Origin of the sequence: Bifidobacterium margollesii, assembly GCF_002860355.1 — a bacterium.
Taxonomy (GTDB): Bacteria; Actinomycetota; Actinomycetes; order Actinomycetales; family Bifidobacteriaceae; genus Galliscardovia; species Galliscardovia margollesii.
This window is the reverse complement of sequence record NZ_NMWU01000050.1, coordinates 23,223-41,607: the sequence shown is the minus strand read 5'-3', so window position 1 is coordinate 41,607 and position 18,385 is coordinate 23,223. Positions and strand designations below refer to the sequence as shown.

Below are 18,385 nucleotides of genomic sequence, written 5' to 3'. Positions count from 1 at the left end.
CGATGTAGCGCATCGTGGTCCGCACGTCCGCATGCCCCAGAAGCCGGGACACCGCCAAGATGTCGCACCCGTTGCGGTAATAGACGACCGTCGCGAACCGGCGACGCAGCGAATGCGCGGGCCAGCCGCCCGTACCAAGCTTGATGCGGTTGCCGACCCAATCCACGCCCCGATGCTCGCCACGCACCCTGTCGGACGGGAACAGCCAATCCGACCTGGCCGCGGGTTGCCGCTCGCGCAGCAGCACCGCCAGCCCGTCCGGCACCGGCAGATCCCTGGGCTTGGCGCCCTTGCCCCACACATGCATGACCATGCCATCGTCCGTGTCCTCCAACTGGCCGGCATGAGACCAGCTGATCTCCGCGCGGCGCAGACCCATCCACGCCGCCAGCATGCAGCAGATGCGCACGTCCCGATCCTCGGCCGTGATGCCGAGATTCACGTTCAGTTCGGGGCACACCGGCTTGACCGGCTGCCCCTCCCGGTAGGACGGCACGCCCGACAGCGGCACCACGTCCACCAGACCGGAGATGTCCCGAGCCCACTCGTAGAACCCCTTGACCGCGGCCCTCATGCCCTTCTTCGCGGAAAGCCCGTCGATCTGGGCGAGCACCGCGACCACGTTCACCGGCCTCACCAGTTCGATCGGACGGCCGACCAGACGACTGAACCGGGTGATCTGATACCAGCGCGTCCGGATCGTCTCCGGCGACCGATGAGCCGTGCGAAGGAACCGCATCCACTGCTCGACCGGCTCGGACCAGTCGTCCCTGGGGCCCACATGGTCGATGTCGTATCTGGTGTTCCATACCTGCATCCCGTTTCCTCCTTTGGAAATAGGGGTGGAGGAGCGCGTCCTCCGTACTTCAGGGGCTGGGCGTCCATCATTGACTCAGCCCTTGTACAACGTAGAATGATCGTTCGTCCGGCGAATGAACCGTGTCACGGCCATCGACCACAGCAGCAGCCAGACCGTGAAATCCGGACATCCCGACTGACTGACGAATCGCGTGTACCGGACGGTCGCTGGTTCAAGCCCAGCCGCAGGAGCCACCAGGAACCGTGGTCGGGAGTCGCCCGCCGCGGTTTTTCGTTTTCTGGTTCGAAAGCAGCCTGTCGGTCAGCTCGTTCGTCATGCCCCTCAAATATTCTCCGCTTGGAATCATTCCGTCGCTACGGCAAAACCGTGAATAGCCCAGTCCCGTGTGTAGAATCCTTGTAGATGACCAATGACGGGAGCCTATATGCTGAAGGAATACACTCGACCGGAGACGACGCGCATCGATGACAACAAGAACATCTTTTCGATTCTTGAGGAGCGTGCAGGCCGCACTCCCGACGACTCTCTGGTGGAGTTCAAGAACAGCGAGGGGGCTTGGCAGTCGTTCAGTGCCGAGGAGTTCGAACAACTGGTCATCTCCCTTGCCAAGGGGCTGATCGCCAAGGGGGTGCGCAAAGGCGAGTCCATTGCGATCATGTCGCATACGCGATGGGAATGGACGGCTCTGGACATGGCCATCATGTCCATCGGAGCGGTGACCGTGCCCGTGTACGAAACGAATTCGGCAGCTCAGGTCAAGGCCATTTTCAACGACGCGCAGGTACGCATGGCGTTCGTGGAGAACGACGACCAGCGTGACAAGGTGGAGTCGATTCGCGATCAGGCCGCCTACCTTGCTGATGTGTATGTGATTGAGCTTGATGCCCTTGATACGCTGGCCGAGTTCGGGCGTACCATCGCCGAAGACGAATTCTGGAATCGGGAGAACGCCGTGCAGGGCGACGACATCGCCACCATCGTATACACGTCGGGGTCCACGGGCACTCCGAAGGGCATTGAGCTCACCCATGGCAATTTCGTGTTCATCACCTATTCGGGGTGTCATTCCATGCCGGATATCTGCATGAAGCCGGATCGTCGTCTTCTGCTGTTTCTGCCGCTGGCCCACGTCTTCGCGAGATACATGCAGTTCTTCTGTTTTGCCAGCAATGTGACGCTTGGCCTGTCGAGCGACCTGAAGACCATCATTCAGGATTTCCAGGTGTTCAAGCCCACGTTCGTGCTGGCCGTGCCCCGCATCTTCGAAAAGATCTACAACGCCGCCTCGCAGAAGGCGGGTTCGGGATTCAAAGGGCGTCTGTTCTTCGATGCGGCCACCACCGCACGGCTGTGGTCCCGATACCAGCAGTCGGATGATCGCATGCCGGTGTCGGTGAGGCTGAAGCACCTGTTCTACGACAAGCTGATATACAGCTCGATTATGGAAGTGTTCGGCGGGCATGTGGAATACGCCGTATCCGGAGGTGCCCCGCTGGACGGGCGGATCGCCCATTTCTTCAACGGCGTGGGACTTCCGTTGCTGGAAGGCTATGGCATGACGGAAACCTGTGCGCCGGCATGTGTGAATCCGACCACCGGATACAGGATCGGTACTGTTGGTCTGCCGATGCAGGGGGTGAGCTTCGGCGTTGCCGATGACGGTGAACTGTGCATTCGCAGCCGTGCGGTTTGCCGCGGATATCACAATCATCCGGAGATCACCACCCAGCAGATCGTCAATGGGTGGCTGCATACCGGAGATCTGGGTGACATCGACGCGGACGGTTTCGTCTCCATCACGGGACGCAAGAAGGATCTCATCATCACGGCTGGTGGTAAGAACGTTTCGCCCGGCGTTCTGGAGGCGTCGGTGATGACCTCACCCGTGGTGGATCAGTGCCTGGTGATCGGTGATCGCAGGCCGTTCATCTCCGCGTTGATCACCATAGACCTCGATGATGCGAATGCTTGGCTGCGTTCCCAGGGAGGGCAGGAAGTGGCCTCGTTGGAGGAGGCAAGCCGCAACCCGATTATCGTCACCGAAGTGGAGCGTGCCGTGGACGCGGCCAACGCGCTGGTCTCGCGTGCCGAATCGATTCGGAAATTCGAGATACTCTCCGACGATTTCACCGAGGAGAACGGCATGCTTACACCGAGCATGAAGACGAAGCGATCGGTGATCGAGGAACGTTACGCGGATCTCATCGACAATGTGATCTATGTGCCGAAACACCGCTGAGTTCCTTCGGCCGATGCTTCGGCACCCCGTCACAATCCGGCATCGGCCGGCTTGATGTATCCGGGATCGATCAGTGCCTTCTTCAGGTTGTTGGCGGAGACGCTGATCGGAGTCTTTTCGATCAGCGGCACAGTATCCCCGTTGATCGTTGCGGTGCCGTCCACGTCCTTGGCGGTCAGGGTTTTACCGGCATTGAGGAGTACGGCCGTTTCGGCGATCGACTTGGCGTATCCGTTTCTGTCCTCCAGACCCGTGCTCCATTGGGCGCCGTCGACCACGTCGGTGATGTTCGAAAGGTATGCGCCGTAGCCGGTGATGATGGGCCAGGCATCGGTCGCCGAGTCGCCGTCCGCATCGGTGGCCTCGCCGGAGACGGAAGCGGATGACTTCCGGGGGTCAGGTACCTGATGCTTTTTGAGGTCCTTGTTGCCGACGATGTTGTCCATTATTCCGCCGATGGTGATCTGGGGATTGATGTCGGCGGCGGAACCTTGGTATCCGGCCGACGACAGTGTGGACACCACGCCGGATGCGACGAAATCGTTCATGGCGAGCACTCCGTCGATGGCTGGCAGACCGTCCTTCCCGTCAAGTCCGAGCCGGTTCGAGAGTTCCGTGCCGACGGCATGTGCGTCGGTCGCCTTGAACGTCACCCTGTTCCAGCTGTTCGCGTCGCTGTGCGAGTCAAGCAGACCCGAGGGGCTCACCACGACCCCGGAACGGTAATAGGGACCGAGCACCTCCCAAATACTGGCGAACACCTCCTTGGTCATGGCGTCGTCGTCATTGGCGGGCAGCATGATCTCCACATGCTTGGGATTCTCGCTGGTGGTTTGCGACAGGTCGAGTTTGCTGGCCAGCAGCGTGGCCTGGGTGCGGGCGATGCTGCTCAGCGTGGAGAGTCTGACGAAGGCATCGGGCTTGTAGCCCTCAATGCCGTTGGCGACGAGGATTACCGACACCCCGTCCTTTCTCGCCTGTTCCAGTGCGGAAACAAGTCGGGTCACACCGTTGTTCTGTGATGCATCGTCGTTTGCGGCGTTGGCGGAGGGTGATGCGGGGGATGTGGAGGGGGATTCGTTGCCGGTTGTTTCGCGGCTCAGCGTTTGTGATACATAATCGCCGTACTGCCGAGTCACGTCATCCGGAGAAGATACGGGGGCTATGATCATGGTTTCATGGGGGGTGTTGCCGGTACTGCCTTTTCCGTTGTCGCTCTGGCGGCGAGCGTTTCGTTCGGTTCGCTCTTCAAGGTGCTTGGTGATTGCATCGGCCTGATCGTCAAGGCTCTTCGAGCTTACGGTGCTGACGTCGTTGTTATCGAGTCCCTGATCGACGAGTGCATCCACGATGGCTTTTTCGAGTTTCGTCCACTTATTCAATGGCGTGTTCTGGGAAAGCGTAATGCCGTCGGAAGGAAGGAACACCGATGCGGTGCCGGGCTCCGATAGGGGCGTCGACGAGCTGGTTCCGGTGGGTTTCGGGGTAGGGGAGTCGCCGTCCTGACCGCAGGCCGACAGCGAGAGCAACATGGCCACGCAAGTGGCTGCAGAGAAGATCATTCTGCCACGTTCTCGCCAGTTGAGCACAACATCACATCCTTCGGTTCACGCATTTCAGGCCGGTCGACCTGCAAATATCGACTATGGGGATTGTAGGTCATTTCTCTGACGCGTGGCTCATCCTCCGGTATGAACCGGGTACGGACGGAGCATGACGGCGTGGGATCGGATGATCGGAAACCTTCGGATACGGGGAAGGGTCATGGACTGTGGATTCCCGCCGTCCATGACCCTTCCCCGTGGAATGGTGTTCTTCCGTCTCGCCCTGTTTGTGATTACCGAGCGAGAGCCTTGGCGAGATTCTCGTCGAGGGCGTTCATGAACCCTTCGGTGTCGAGCCAAGGCTGGTCCGGGCCGATCAGCATGGCGAGATCCTTGGTCATCTGTCCGCCTTCGACGGTGTTGACGATGACCTTTTCCAGTGTTTCGGCGAAATGGCGCACTTCCGGAGTCCCGTCGAGATCGGCGCGATGCTTGAGTCCGCCGGTCCAGGCGAAGATCGAGGCGATGGGATTGGTGGAGGTCTTCTCGCCCTTCTGCCAACGGCGGTAATGACGGGTCACGGTGCCGTGGGCCGCTTCGGCCTCCACGGTCTGACCGTCCGGGGTCATGAGCACGGAGGTCATCAGACCCAGCGAACCGAAGCCCTGGGCCACGGAATCGGACTGTACGTCGCCGTCGTAGTTCTTGCAGGCCCAGATGTAGCCGCCGTGCCACTTGAGGGAGCTGGCGACCATGTCGTCGATAAGCCGATGCTCGTAGGTCAGGCCCTCCGCCTCGAACCTGTCCTTGTATTCGGTGTCGAACACTTCGGCGAAGATGTCCTTGAACTGTCCGTCGTACGCCTTGAGAATCGTGTTCTTGGTGGAGAGGTACACGGGGTAGTGCCGCATGAGCCCGTAGTTGAAGCAGGCGCGTGCGAATCCGCGGATCGAATCGTTGACGTTGTACTGCACCTGAGCCACGCCGCCGTCGGCGCCGTAGTCGTAGACCACATGCTCGATGGGTTCGGAACCGTCTTCGGGGGTGAAGGTGACGGTGAGCCTGCCGGCTCCCGGAACCTTGAAATCGGTGGCCTTGTACTGGTCTCCGAAGGCATGTCGGGCCACGACGATGGGCTTGGTCCAGCCGGGCACCAGCCTCGGCACGTTGCTCATCACGATCGGTTCGCGGAAGATGGTGCCACCGAGAATATTGCGGATCGTGCCGTTGGGGGATTTCCACATCTTCTTCAGACCGAATTCCTTGACGCGTGCCTCATCCGGGGTGATGGTGGCGCATTTGACGCCGACGTGTTCGCGTTTGATGGCCTCGGCCGCATCGATCGTCACCTGATCGTCGGTGGCGTCTCGGTTCTCGATGCCCAGATCGTAGTAGTCGAGGTTGATGTCGAGGTAGGGCAGGATGAGGCGATCCTTGATGTCCTTCCAGATGACGCGGGTCATCTCGTCGCCGTCGAGTTCGACGACCTTGCCCTCCACCTTGATTTTTGCCATATGAGTCGCTCCTTTTCCGGGCATGTGGGTGATGGTCACCTTGACCAATGTTTCTTCATACACGATGTATGTTTCATCGCGCATGAAATGTCCGCACCGACGCTCGTGCGGGCTCTGACGGGTTCGCGCGACGGGCGTGGAGTCTGGGCGGCGCATTAGCCTAGAGGGCATGACACAAGAGACTGAAATCGGCCTGGGCAAGTCCGGCCGTCTGAGCTATTCCCTCGACGATGTTGCCATCGTTCCCTCCCGTCGCACCCGAGATCCGCAGGACGTGTCCACCTCGTGGCAGGTCGACGCCTACGAGTTCGATGTTCCGGTGATCGGCGCCCCCATGGATTCGGTGATGAGTCCGAAGACCGTCATCGAGCTGGGCAGGCTCGGCGGCCTCGGGGTTCTCGATCTGGAGGGTCTGTGGACCCGTTACGAGGATCCCGAACCGTTGCTCGCCGAAATCGCGCAGCTGCCTCAGGAGAAGGCCACGGCTCGCATGCAGGAGATCTATGCGGCGCCCATCCGCTCCGAGCTCATCGCCCGAAGGCTTCATGAGATCCGGGAGGCCGGCGTCACCGTCGCCGGGTCGCTGACCCCCCAGCGTACTCAGGAGTTCTACTCCACGGTGATCGACGCGGGCGTCGATCTGTTCGTGATCCGAGGCACCGCGGTGTCCGCCGAACATGTTTCAAGCACCCATGAGCCGCTGAATCTCAAGAAGTTCATCTACGAGCTCGACGTTCCTGTGATCGTGGGAGGTGCGGCCACATATCGCGCCGCATTGCATCTGATGCGCACCGGTGCGGCCGGCGTGCTGGTCGGCATCGGCGGCGGCGCCGTCTCCACCATGCGCACCACCATCGGCATGCACGCGCCCATGGCCACCGCCATCGCCGACGTGGCCGCCGCCCGGCGCGATTACATGGATGAGTCCGGCGGCCGTTACGTGCATGTGATCGCGGACGGCGGCACCGGCGTGTCCGGTAATTTCGTGAAGGCGTTCGCCCTCGGCGCCGATGCGGTGATGCTCGGCACTCCGTTGGCCCGCGCAGCCGAGGCTCCGGGCCACGGCGAGCATTGGGGCGCCGAGGCCTGCCATGCCGAGCTTCCCCGTGGTCGCAGGTACCATGTGGAGACCGTAGGCAGCATGAAGGAGATCCTGTACGGTCCAAGCCATCGTCCTGATGGTACGGTCAACTTCATCGGTGCCCTGCGGCGAGCCATGGCGACCACCGGTTATGTGGATGTCAAGGAGTTCCAGCGTTGCGGCGTTGCGGTCACCCCGTATGAGAGTCTGTGAATCGACGACGATGATGTGATCGTTGTGACCGGGAGGTCGATGCCCTCGAACCCTGCCGACGGCTTGTTGCCGTCGGCTTTTTCATAGGTCGGACGGAGGCACCAGTGCAATTAAATGAGGGGGGTGTAACGATATCCTAAAGGGGGTGTCATAGGGTTTTCTATAGTGGGGTCCGCGAATGCCGACTTCATGTCATCTCCCTCCGTGGCGCGCCCGAGACGAGCATTGTGGATAACCCTGCCGATTGTCCACTTATCCACATTCCGCGTTTCCTGACTTGACTGTGAATCTCAGCATGCCATTCTGGTGGCGGGCTCTCGAAATGAGGGCGCCGCAAAGAAGAGACCAAGGAGGGTCGGTATGACGAATGACAACGACAACGACGACGGGGATAAACGGGTGAACTTCACGTTCACGATGCCTAGCCTGTATGGGGCCGATGGGCAGAGCCGAGTGGTGCGCATGAGGGTGTGTCGGGTGTCTCATCACGATCTCAGCGCGGGGGAGTGCGCCGATCTGGCCACCAGATCGTGCCATCTGGCCTGCATCGCCGCCGACGTGGTCAGGGGAAGACTGCGCCCGCAGATTCTGGACAATCGACTCACCGAAAAAAGCATAGACCGATTGATGTTTCTCGCGGCTTTGCTGGAGACCGACAAGGATGCGCAGGACACCTGGCATCGTCATCTTCCCGTGGTCCCGCAGTACCTGTTCGGCACATTGCTCAATCCCGAATGCTTCGACGCCTGCATCGGGTTGTCCATCGGCTACGAGGACTATCACGTCAGTCTGGTGCTGAGACGGAAGGGCAGCCGCTGGCTGTGCACGATGCTTGACTTCGGGTGACGCGATCGCATGGAGGTCGGTAAAACCCCTCGACGGTTTTTACCGATGATCCCATACCGTAAGACGGGCATGAAGTTATAGTAGTTCGTATGTTGCGTGAATACTCGAGTCCTGCCATTACCCCCACAACCGACGACGACACCATATACTCGTTGCTCAAACGACGATGCCTGCGCAATCCCGATGACGTGGTCGTCGAGGTTCAGGACGAGTCCGGACGATCATGGAATCCGGTCACCGCAGCGCAAATGGTCGATAAGGTCCGCAGCGTGGCGAAGGGCCTGCTGGGCCTCGGCGTACGCAAAGGCTCATCCGTGGTGATCTACGCCCCCACCAGCTATGAATGGGGAATCGTGGACTTTGCCTGCGCGGCGATCGGAGCGGTTTCCGTACCGATCTACGACACCGATTCCGCGGCTCAGGCGAGAGGCATCGTCACCGAAGTCCGTCCGGTCATCGCCTTCGCCGGCGGAGTTGATCGGGCGCAGATCCTCGACGCCGTTCGTCCTGACTGCGAATCGCTGAAATACGTGTTCAACTTCGAGGCCTCAGGCATCGACGCCGTCGTCGACTTCGGAGAGAACGTGTCCGACGAGCAGCTCGACGTCGCCATCGACGACATTCGTGCGGACGATCTGTCGACCATCGTCTACACCTCCGGATCCACCGGCAAACCCAAAGGGGTCATGCTCACCAACCGTAACTTCACGTCGATCGTGCTCGGCGGATACGACTGTCTGCCGAACATGCTGGCCGGTGATCCGACCCGTCTGCTGCTGTTTCTGCCACTGGCCCACTGCTTCGCCCGATACATCCAGTACGTCGCCATCGGTTCGCACGGCGTCATCGGATATCTGCCCGGTGCCAAGCATCTGCTCGCCGACCTGCGCAGCTTCAAACCCACCTATCTGCTCGGAGTGCCCAGAGTGTTCGAAAAGGTGTACAACGCAGCCTCCCAGAAGGCCGGTTCCGGATTCAAGGGTCGCGTGTTCCTGCGCGCGTTCGAGCATTTCGTGCAGTGGAGCAAGGACGAACAGGAGGGGAAGGGCCACGGTCTGCGACAGCGGATCGAACACGCCTTCTATGAGCGGTCGGTGGGCAATTCCATTCGTTCCGCGCTAGGCCCCAATCTGCGGTTCCTGGCCTGCGGAGGGGCTCCGATGAATGATGATCTGGCCCACTTCTTCAACGGGCTCGACGGCATCACCTTCATCCAGGGATACGGCATGACCGAAACGGCAGCCCCGTGCATCGTGAACTTCGAGGCCGCGAACCGGGTCGGCTCGGTGGGCAAGCCGGGCACCGCCGATATCGCCGTGCGGCTGTCCGACGATGATGAGCTGGAGGTGAAAGGGCCGAACGTGTTCGTCGGGTACAAGGATGATCCGCAGCGTACCGCCGAAGCGTTCACCGACGACGGATGGCTGCTCACCGGGGATCTCGCGCAGATCGACGACGACGGTTTCGTGTACATCACCGGTCGCAAGAAGGATCTGATCATCACGGCCGGAGGCAAGAACGTTTCCCCCGCGCCTCTCGAGGACGTGATCGGCACCTGTCCGATCGTCTCGCATGTGGTGGTGGTCGGCGACGGTCGTCCGTTCATTTCGGCGCTGGTGACGCTCGACCCCGACATGCTGTCCTCCTGGCTGGAGTCCCAAGGGCTCGATGCGACGATGAGCGCCGCCGACGTCTCCGACAACGACGCGGTCCGCGCCTTCATCCAGCAGTACGTCGACCAGGCGAACTCCTCGGTCTCCCGTGCCGAGTCCGTGCGCAAGTTCTGCATACTCGACGGCGATTTCGAGCAGGATGACGGAACCCTCACCCCGAGCATGAAGGTGGTGCGACCCGCAGTGCTGCGCATCTACGCCGATGTGATCGACAAGGTGCTGTATGCGCCGAAGCAGGGCGCTCGCAATGCGAAGGGTTCGTCCTCGCAGCAGCTGCTCGAAAAGGCCACCGAATCCATTTCGCCGTTGATTGACAAGGCCCAGGAAAGCGCGCTGCCCCGGCTCAAGGAGGCGACCGAAAGGCTGGAGCCCGTGCTTGATCAGGCCAAGAGCGTGAGCGGATCCCTCGCCAATGCGTCCAGGAGGCTGCGTGCCGCTGATTCGGAATCCGGCGTCGAGTCGGATGCGGAGGCCGAGTCGACGGATGGACTGCCCCGCGGCGAGCAGGCCGCGGTGCGCGGAGACGCCGGTGAGCCGGACGTCCGACGGTCGGGTAGTGTTGACGGTGTCGAACGGCAATCCGGATCCGAACGCTGACGAGGCCATACGGATCCGACGAACCCCATCATTCTTCAAACATTCTTCAAAGGAGCGATACCTTGGCCATCAGAGAGATCCGCGTCGTGCCCGATCCGGTGCTGCGTACGCCATGCGATCCGATTCGAGAGATCACGCCCGCCATCGGGCGTCTGGTCGACGATCTTCTTGAAACGGTGAACGATCCGGGCAGGGCCGGGCTTTCCGCGAATCAGATCGGCGTGAGTCTCAGAGCGTTCTCCTACAACATCGAAGGCAGGATCGGATACATCCTCAACCCGGTGATCGAAGAAACCCGAGGCGAACAGTACGGCGACGAAGGGTGTCTTTCCGTTCCTGGACTGTGGTACAAGACACGTCGTGCCGACTACGCGCGCGTCAGCGGCATCGATCTTGACGGCAAGCCGGTGACACTGGAGGGCAGCGGTCTGATGGGACGGATGCTGCAGCATGAGTGCGACCATCTTGACGGCCATGTCTACCTCGATCGTCTTGAGAAGGAGGAACGTCGTGAGGCCATGCGCATGATGAGGCGCCAGCAGACGCGCTGACGCAATACGAGCCGACGGACGACATGGTGCACGACGAGGTAGTGCTATACTGCTACCTTGCGTGTCTTTTTATGGGTTTCGTTGCGGTCGCAGGCGGCGGAATCCGACCATTATCCGCTATTCGGCACGCGAATACGCGCCATGTCGGCGACGAGCTGTGTCGGTCGGCCCCACGGGGTTGCACGCAGCTTCGCATGGCCAGGCAATAACCGACAAGAAAGGTATGAACATGGCACAGATCACCATGAGCCAGATGCTCAAGGCTGGCGTTCACTTCGGTCACCAGACCCGTCGTTGGAACCCCAAGATGAAGCAGTACATCCTGATGGAGCGCAACGGCATCCACATCATCAACCTGTTCAAGTCCCTTGATCTGATCGACAAGGCCTACGACTTCGTCAAGGCCACTGTGGCTCACAACGGCACCGTGCTGTTCGTCGGCACCAAGAAGCAGGCCGCCGAAGCCGTTTCCGAGCAGGCCACCCGCGTCAACATGCCGTACGTCTCCGAGCGTTGGCTCGGTGGCATGCTCACCAATTTCCAGACCGTGAGCAAGCGCGTCGCTCGCATGAAGGAACTTGAGGAGATGGACTTCTCCGATGTGCACGCTTCCGGTCTGACCAAGAAGGAGCTGCTGCTGCTTGAGCGCGAGAAGGACAAGCTGGTCAAGCAGCTTGGCGGTATCCGCAACATGAACCGCACCCCCTCCGCTCTGTTCGTGGTCGACATCAACAAGGAAGCCCTGGCCGTCGAAGAGGCCCACAAGCTGCACATCCCGGTCGTGGCCCTCGTCGATACCAACACCGATCCCGATCTGGTCGACTACCCGATTCCCGCCAACGACGACGCCATCCGCGCCGTCGAGCTGCTGACCACCCTCATGGCCGACGCCGTCGCCGATGGTCTGCTGGAGCGTTCCGGCAAGGCCGCCGACAAGGACGAAGCCGGCAAGGCCGCCGATCAGCCGATGGCCGAGTGGGAGACCGAGCTGCTCAAGAAGGACGGCGCCACCGCCGAAGCCCCGGCCGAGGAAGCCAAGGCCGAGTGATCGTACCCTATGATGGGAGTTGCAGAACTCCCATCAGGGGTCAGTCTATTAGAGGAGACAAAACCAATGGCAGCAATTAGTCTTGCTTTGATCAAGCAGGTGCGCGAAGACACCGGTGCCGGCATGATGGACGTCAAGAAGGCGCTCACCGAGGCCGAAGGCGACGTGGCTCGCGCCAAGGAGATCATCCGCGCCAAGGGCATTCAGGCCGCAGGCAAGCGTGAAGGCCGCAAGGCTCAGGAAGGCACCATCGCCTCCAAGGTCGTTGAGTCCGGTGAAGGCCAGGTCGGCTACGCCGTGGAGCTCAACTCCGAGACCGATTTCGTGGCCAAGACCCCGAAGTTCGTCGAGTTCGCCGAAAGCGTACTTGACGATGCCGTGAAGGCCGAGGCCGGCAACGTGGACGAGGTTCTCGCCGCCGCCTCCGCCGAGGGCACCGTCAAGGAGGCCGTCGAGGAGGCCGCCGCCCTGTTCGGCGAGCATGTCAAGCTCGGCCAGGTCGCTCGCGTCGCCGGTCCGCACGTTGAGATCTACGCGCACAAGAAGTCCGCCGAGATGCCTCCGAGCATCGTGGCCATGGTCGCCACCGACGAAGCCGGTGCCTCCGTCGCCCACGAGGTGGCTCTGCAGATCTCCGCCATGGGTGCCAAGTGGCTCACCCGCGAGGACGTTCCCGCCGACATCGTGGAATCCGAGCGTCGCGTGGCCACCGAGAAGTCCCAGGCCGAAGGCAAGCCCGAGAAGATCATCCCCCGCATCGTCGAGGGCCGTCTCAACGCCTTCTACAAGGAGAATGTGCTGCTTGAGCAGCAGTTCGTCAAGGATCCGTCCAAGACCGTGAACGACCTGTTCAAGCAGGCCAACGGCAAGGCTCTGGCCTTCGCCCGCGTCGAGGTCGGCAAGGGCGAGGAGTGATCCTCTTCGATCGTTCCTGATCGTCGGTAAAGGAAGCCGTGCACCCTATGCGGATGCGCGGCTTCCTTTCGTTGAAGCATCATCTCTCGGCGCGTTGGCTTGGGACTGTCGTCGATAACGGATACTCTGATAGACGGTAATTTTCGTGGTTTCGTGGCCGAAGGGCGCAGCGGAACAACCGAAGAAAGGCACTGTATGACTGGCAAAGACGCATCTGGCAAGCCCCGCAGGGTACTGTTGAAACTTTCCGGTGAGGCGTTTGGAGGCGGGTCCGTCGGCATCGATCCGCATGTGATCCGTCGCATCGCCGAAGAGATCGTTCCCGCTGTGAAGCAGGGCGTTCAGGTGGCGATCGTCGTGGGTGGAGGCAACTTCTTCCGCGGCGCCGAACTGCAGCAGGCCGGCATCGATCGTTCCCGCGGCGACTACATGGGCATGCTGGGTACGGTCATGAACTGTCTGGCGCTTCAGGATTTTCTGGAGCAGGAGGGGCAGGCCACGCGAGTCCAGTCGGCCATCCAGATGACTCAGGTCGCCGAGCCGTACATTCCGCTCAAGGCCATCCGCCATCTTGAGAAGGGACGCGTGGTGATCTTCGGTGCAGGCGCCGGCATGCCGTACTTCTCCACCGATACCGTGTCGATCCAGCGTTCTCTGGAAATCCACTGCGACGAGGTGCTGATGGGGAAGAACGGAGTGGACGGCGTATACACCGCGGACCCTCGCAAGAATGCCGATGCGCGCATGTTCACCCAGCTGAGCTACACTCGTGCGCTTGTCGACAATCTGGCGGTGATGGACGCTTCGGCGCTTTCCATGGCCCGCGACAACAATCAGGTCATCCGGGTGTTCGGCCTTGAAGAGGCCGGAAACGTGACCCGCGCGCTGTTGGGCGAGTCGATCGGCACCCGCGTGAGCTCCGACGAGTCGGTGACCAAGTAGACCGCAACCGCGGAGATTCACCCCCCCCCATTCAATCCGAACAACGGCCTGCGGGCCGTACGCACGTATACAAGCACTCACTCAAGGAGAACATCATGGCTACAGTTGTTGATCAGGCCACCGATCAGATGAACAAGACCGTCGAGTCCACGAAGGAGAACTTCGCCGGCATTCGTACCGGACGCGCCAACCCCGCACTGCTCAACGGCATCGTCGTCGACTATTACGGTGCCCCCACTCCGCTGAAGCAGATGGCGACCATCGGCGTGCCGGAGCCCAGGACCCTCGCCATCACCCCGTTCGACGTCAGTCAGGCACACGCCGTGGAGAAGGCCCTGCGCGATTCCGATCTGGGCGTGAACCCGAATCGTGACGGCAACGTGATCCGCATCACGCTGCCCGAGCTGACCGAGGACCGTCGCAAGGAGTACGTGAAGCTCGCCAAGGGCAAGGCCGAGGACGGCAAGGTTGCGGTGCGTAACATTCGCCGCAAGGCCAAGGAAACCATCGACAAGGCGGTCAAGGACGGCGAGATGGGCGAGGATGAAGGCAAGCGTCTGCAGAACGATCTCGAAAAGGTCACCAAGAAGGTCAGTGACGAGATCGATTCGCTGTTCGCCACCAAGGAAAAGGAAATTCTGGAGGTCTGAGGATCTCAGGCCGAGTCGATTGGTCGTTCATGAGCACATCCAAGCGTAGGGAAGAGGCCGAGGAGGCCATTGACTCGATCAACAGGCGAGCCGGCAGGAACATGCCGCAGGCCATTGCGACCGGTGCCGTTCTGGTGGCGCTGATCCTGGCCAGCCTGCTGATCGAGATCGATGTCTTCGTTGTTCTGGTTCTCGCATTCGTCATGGTCGCGATATGGGAGCTTCGCGTCGACTTCGCCACCGTCGGCATTCGCATACCGGTGCTGGCGTTGTGGGCGGCGTCGGCCATTATGCTGCTGGGCACCTATTTCGCTCCCGAAGGGTACCATGTCGTCTTCATGGGCGTTGCCATGCCGGTGGCGCTGATCGGCGTCGCGCTGTGTGGATCCCTGCGGTTCACCATGCTCAACCAGCGGGTTTCCATGGCCGTGGCATCCAAGTTGTCGAACGCCGACGCGGCCATGCGCGAATACTCCTCGTTCAACGATCCGCACAGCGGCTTCGAGGTGTCCCGTCTGACGAACGTGGCCGTCTCCCTGTTCACCGCATTGTATGCGCCGTTTCTGGCCAGCTTCATCATCCTCCCCGTCGCCGCGCAGCATCCGGTGGCCCATGCCTTCTTCCTGCTGTTCGTTCCCTCGCTGGGCGATATCGGCGGTCTGCTGTTCGGCGCGTGGCTCGGCCGTCACAAGCTCAGTCCCCGCATCTCCCCGAAGAAATCGGTGGAGGGTCTGCTGGGATCCATGCTGTTCTGCTTCCTCGGCGCATTGACCATCTTCCTGTGCACCTACGATACGGCGACATGGGCTTCTCGATGGTGGGTGCCGCTGCTGCTCGGCGTGCTCATCGGCGTTATCGGCACCTTCGGTGATCTATGCGCATCCATGCTCAAGAGAGATCTGGGCATCAAGGACATGGGACATGTACTGAAAGGCCACGGTGGCGTGCTCGATCGTGCCGACTCCATTCTCATGTCCGCTCCGTTCATCTGCATCGTGCTGCTCGTGACCGGGCTATGATCATGCGGATCTTATCATGGGCCATGATCCATGGGCACATGGTCGTATGGGCATCGTTCGATCGTATGCTCCCGTTCGCAAGACGAATCGTGAAAGGATATTCGAGGCTGCGCCATGAGTGAAGACATCGAAACCGGCATCACCACCGGAGGCAGGTCCGGTGCGTTCAAGGACATCCTGTCGAAGGATCATGCGCGACGGGGCAAACCACCGCTGCATTTCGCCGACATGACCGACGAACAGCGGATCGAAAGGGCAGGGGAGCTGGGTCTTCCACGATTCAGGGTCAAGCAGCTCGCCAACCATTACTTCGGCCGCCTTGACACGAATGCCGAGGCCTTCACCGACTTCCCGGCATCCAAGCGAAGCGAGGTGGCCGAAGCGTTCTTCCCCACGCTGATCGAACCGATGCTCGTGCAGAAGGCCGACGAGGGCACCACGATCAAGACCCTGTGGCGTCTGTTCGACGGTTCCCGCATCGAATCGGTGCTGATGAGGTATCCGAACCGTGCCACGCTGTGCATCTCCAGTCAGGTCGGATGCGGCATGGGCTGTCCGTTCTGCGCGACCGGCAAGCTCGGCCTGACCCGCAATATGTCCGCCGGGGAGATTCTGGAGCAGGTGCGTGTGGCCGCCATCGCGATGAGGGATGGCAAGGTGGCCGGTGGCCCGGGCCGCCTGAGCAACGTGGTGTTCATGGGCATGGGCGAACCGATGGGCAACTATCGTGCGGTTCTTGCCGCGGTGCGGCAGATCAGTGCCATGCCGCCTGAGGGGTTCGGCATTTCGGCTCGCAACATCACCGTATCCACGGTCGGCGTTGTGCCTGGCATCCGCAAGCTCGCCGCCGAGGGTATTCCGGTGCGTCTGGCGGTGTCGCTCCACGCTCCGAATGACGCTCTGCGAGACGAACTGGTGCCCATGAACCGTCGGTTCAACATCACTCAGCTGCTCGACGCGGCCCATGACTACTATCTTGCCAGCAAACGCCGCGTAAGCATCGAGTATGCGCTGATGAGGGGCATCAACGATCAGCCCGTCCACGCACGTCAGCTGGCGAATCGTCTGAACCATTACGGCGACGACTGGGTGCATGTCAATCCCATTCCGCTCAATCCCATCGAAGGTTCGAAGTGGACCGCCTCCAAGCCGGAGGACGAACGGGAATTCCTCGATATCCTCCACCGTGCGGGCATCACCGCCACGTTGCGCGACACCAGAGGTTCCGACATCGATGGTGCATGCGGACAGCTCGCGGCCAAGAACCAGGGCTGAATCTTCGAGGAACGCGGCGGATGCGTCATGCTCCGCCGCGTTTCGTTACATTCGGGGTCGCTGATGGACATTACCCTAGGGAACGACACCCATGCGGATACAATCGGTGCGTACATCGGACAATACAGACAATACAAGGGGTGAGCGATGACTCTGGCGGTGAGGGTGATTCCGTGTCTTGACGTGGACGACGGCCGTGTGGTTAAGGGCGTGCATTTCGAGAATCTTCGTGATGCCGGTGATCCGGTCGAGCGTGCCGCGGAATACTACCGTCAGGGTGCGGACGAACTGACGTTTCTGGACGTGACCGCTTCGAGCTCGCATCGGCAGACGATGTATGACGTGGTGCATCGTACGGCCGAGGAGCTGTTCATCCCGCTGACCGTGGGCGGCGGAGTGCGGACGGTCGACGACGTGGACAATCTGCTTCGCTGCGGCGCCGACAAGGTGGGCGTGAACACCGCGGCGATCAACAACCCGCAGATGATCGCCGACGTGTCGTCGAGATTCGGCAATCAGGTGCTGGTGCTTTCGGTGGATGCCCGACGCGAACGGGGGGAACGTCACACGCAGTCAGGATTCGAGGTGACCACGATGGGAGGTCGTAGATCCACCGGTATCGATGCACTGTGGTGGGTGCGTCGCGCCGAGGAGCTGGGCGCGGGGGAGATCCTGCTCAATTCGATGGACGCGGACGGCACGCAGGAGGGGTTCGATCTTGAGATGATCCGCGCGGTACGTCGTGAGGTGCGGATTCCGATCATCGCATCGGGCGGTGCAGGCAAGGTGTCGGACTTCCCTCCGGCCATCGACGCCGGTGCCGACGCCGTGCTGGCTGCGTCCGTGTTCCATTACGGCAAGATGACGATCGGCGATGTCAAGGATGCGCTGCGGGCGGCCGGGCACGTCGTACGGTAGAGCCCTGTTGGACGGCGGCTCTCGATATGATCCGGCCCGAACAAGGGATGACCATGAACGATTTCGAGAAGGTGAAGTGAACTTCGATGACGGTATACGATAACGAGACGACTCTCGACCCGCGCATCGCGGGCCGACTCAAGCGTGATGCCAAAGGTCTGGTGGCGGCGGTGATCCAGCAGTACGACACGCATGAGGTGCTGATGGTGGGATACATGAACGATGAGGCGCTTCGCCGCACCCTGACCTCCGGTCGGGTGACGTTCTGGTCTCGATCCCGACAGGAATACTGGCGCAAGGGCGACACCTCCGGGCACCGACAGTACGTGAAGGGGTTGTCGCTCGACTGCGACGGCGACGCGATTCTGGTCCAGGTCGATCAGGTGGGGGCCGCCTGCCATACCGGTAGACGATCCTGCTTCGACGAGGGAGGATCGCTTCCGGTGACGGTGGGCCATCGCGATGTCGACGATGCCGAATCGGACTGTGCAACGCCGCATGGGGCGAACGGGACACCGAACGACGGAATGCATGACGTGC

15 protein-coding genes and 1 pseudogene are annotated in these 18,385 nt (G+C 61.1%); 13 read left to right on the top strand and 3 right to left on the bottom strand.

From position 1 onward, the window contains the following. Positions 1-817: tyrosine-type recombinase/integrase (locus tag Uis1B_RS11115; RefSeq protein WP_101618307.1), on the bottom strand; the 817-nt coding region annotated here is incomplete at its 3' end. 427 nt (positions 818-1,244) lie between these two features. Here Uis1B_RS11115 and Uis1B_RS11110 point away from each other — a divergent pair. Continuing rightward, a complete protein-coding gene (locus Uis1B_RS11110) occupies positions 1,245-3,059 on the top strand; it encodes an AMP-dependent synthetase/ligase (RefSeq protein ID WP_101618306.1) in 1,815 nt (604 codons plus the stop codon). Between the two features lie 29 nt (positions 3,060-3,088). Here the strand turns inward: Uis1B_RS11110 and Uis1B_RS11105 are convergent, their stop codons facing one another. Both Uis1B_RS11105 and Uis1B_RS11100 read right to left on the bottom strand, forming a co-directional pair. Then, entirely contained in the window at positions 3,089-4,621 is a 1,533-nt protein-coding gene (locus tag Uis1B_RS11105; RefSeq protein WP_133124930.1) for a substrate-binding domain-containing protein, read from the bottom strand. Between the two features lie 275 nt (positions 4,622-4,896). Further along, positions 4,897-6,117 (bottom strand): NADP-dependent isocitrate dehydrogenase, encoded by a 1,221-nt coding sequence (locus tag Uis1B_RS11100; protein WP_101618304.1) that lies wholly within the window; start codon positions 6,115-6,117, stop codon positions 4,897-4,899. A gap of 169 nt (positions 6,118-6,286) precedes the next feature. On the opposite strand from Uis1B_RS11100, the gene Uis1B_RS11095 reads away from it, so the two are divergent. The 12 genes and pseudogenes from Uis1B_RS11095 to hisI all read left to right on the top strand — a co-directional run. Continuing rightward, the gene (locus Uis1B_RS11095) at positions 6,287-7,411 is read left to right on the top strand and encodes a GuaB3 family IMP dehydrogenase-related protein (RefSeq protein ID WP_101618303.1); all 1,125 of its coding nucleotides are present in this window, start codon (positions 6,287-6,289) and stop codon (positions 7,409-7,411) included. A 360-nt stretch (positions 7,412-7,771) separates the two neighbouring features. After that, complete coding sequence (locus tag Uis1B_RS11090; RefSeq protein ID WP_101618302.1) at positions 7,772-8,257, top strand: hypothetical protein; 486 nt, start codon at positions 7,772-7,774, stop codon at positions 8,255-8,257. 89 nt (positions 8,258-8,346) lie between these two features. Then, complete coding sequence (locus tag Uis1B_RS11085; RefSeq protein WP_101618301.1) at positions 8,347-10,527, top strand: AMP-dependent synthetase/ligase; 2,181 nt, start codon at positions 8,347-8,349, stop codon at positions 10,525-10,527. A gap of 62 nt (positions 10,528-10,589) precedes the next feature. Next, the gene (gene def / locus Uis1B_RS11080) at positions 10,590-11,078 is read left to right on the top strand and encodes a peptide deformylase (protein WP_101618300.1); all 489 of its coding nucleotides are present in this window, start codon (positions 10,590-10,592) and stop codon (positions 11,076-11,078) included. Between the two features lie 229 nt (positions 11,079-11,307). After that, positions 11,308-12,126 carry a 30S ribosomal protein S2 gene (rpsB, locus tag Uis1B_RS11075; RefSeq protein WP_101618299.1) on the top strand — a complete coding sequence of 273 codons (819 nt, stop codon included), beginning with the start codon at positions 11,308-11,310 and terminating at the stop codon, positions 12,124-12,126. A 66-nt stretch (positions 12,127-12,192) separates the two neighbouring features. Then, positions 12,193-13,041 (top strand): translation elongation factor Ts, encoded by an 849-nt coding sequence (gene tsf, locus Uis1B_RS11070; protein WP_101618298.1) that lies wholly within the window; start codon positions 12,193-12,195, stop codon positions 13,039-13,041. Positions 13,042-13,236: 195 nt separating this feature from the next. Next, complete coding sequence (gene pyrH / locus Uis1B_RS11065; RefSeq protein ID WP_101618297.1) at positions 13,237-13,983, top strand: UMP kinase; 747 nt, start codon at positions 13,237-13,239, stop codon at positions 13,981-13,983. Between the two features lie 95 nt (positions 13,984-14,078). After that, entirely contained in the window at positions 14,079-14,633 is a 555-nt protein-coding gene (gene frr, locus Uis1B_RS11060) for a ribosome recycling factor (protein ID WP_101618296.1), read from the top strand. A gap of 29 nt (positions 14,634-14,662) precedes the next feature. Then, positions 14,663-15,652, top strand: a complete 990-nt coding sequence (locus Uis1B_RS11055; RefSeq protein WP_101618295.1) for a phosphatidate cytidylyltransferase — start codon at positions 14,663-14,665, stop codon at positions 15,650-15,652. A gap of 114 nt (positions 15,653-15,766) precedes the next feature. After that, positions 15,767-16,927 carry a dual-specificity RNA methyltransferase RlmN gene (gene rlmN, locus Uis1B_RS11050; protein ID WP_101618294.1) on the top strand — a complete coding sequence of 387 codons (1,161 nt, stop codon included), beginning with the start codon at positions 15,767-15,769 and terminating at the stop codon, positions 16,925-16,927. A 147-nt stretch (positions 16,928-17,074) separates the two neighbouring features. Further along, complete coding sequence (gene hisF, locus Uis1B_RS11045; RefSeq protein WP_101618293.1) at positions 17,075-17,845, top strand: imidazole glycerol phosphate synthase subunit HisF; 771 nt, start codon at positions 17,075-17,077, stop codon at positions 17,843-17,845. An 86-nt stretch (positions 17,846-17,931) separates the two neighbouring features. Further along, positions 17,932-18,315 (top strand): annotated as a pseudogene (gene hisI / locus Uis1B_RS11040) (phosphoribosyl-AMP cyclohydrolase); the annotation flags it as partial. Positions 18,316-18,385: the final 70 nt, after the last annotated feature.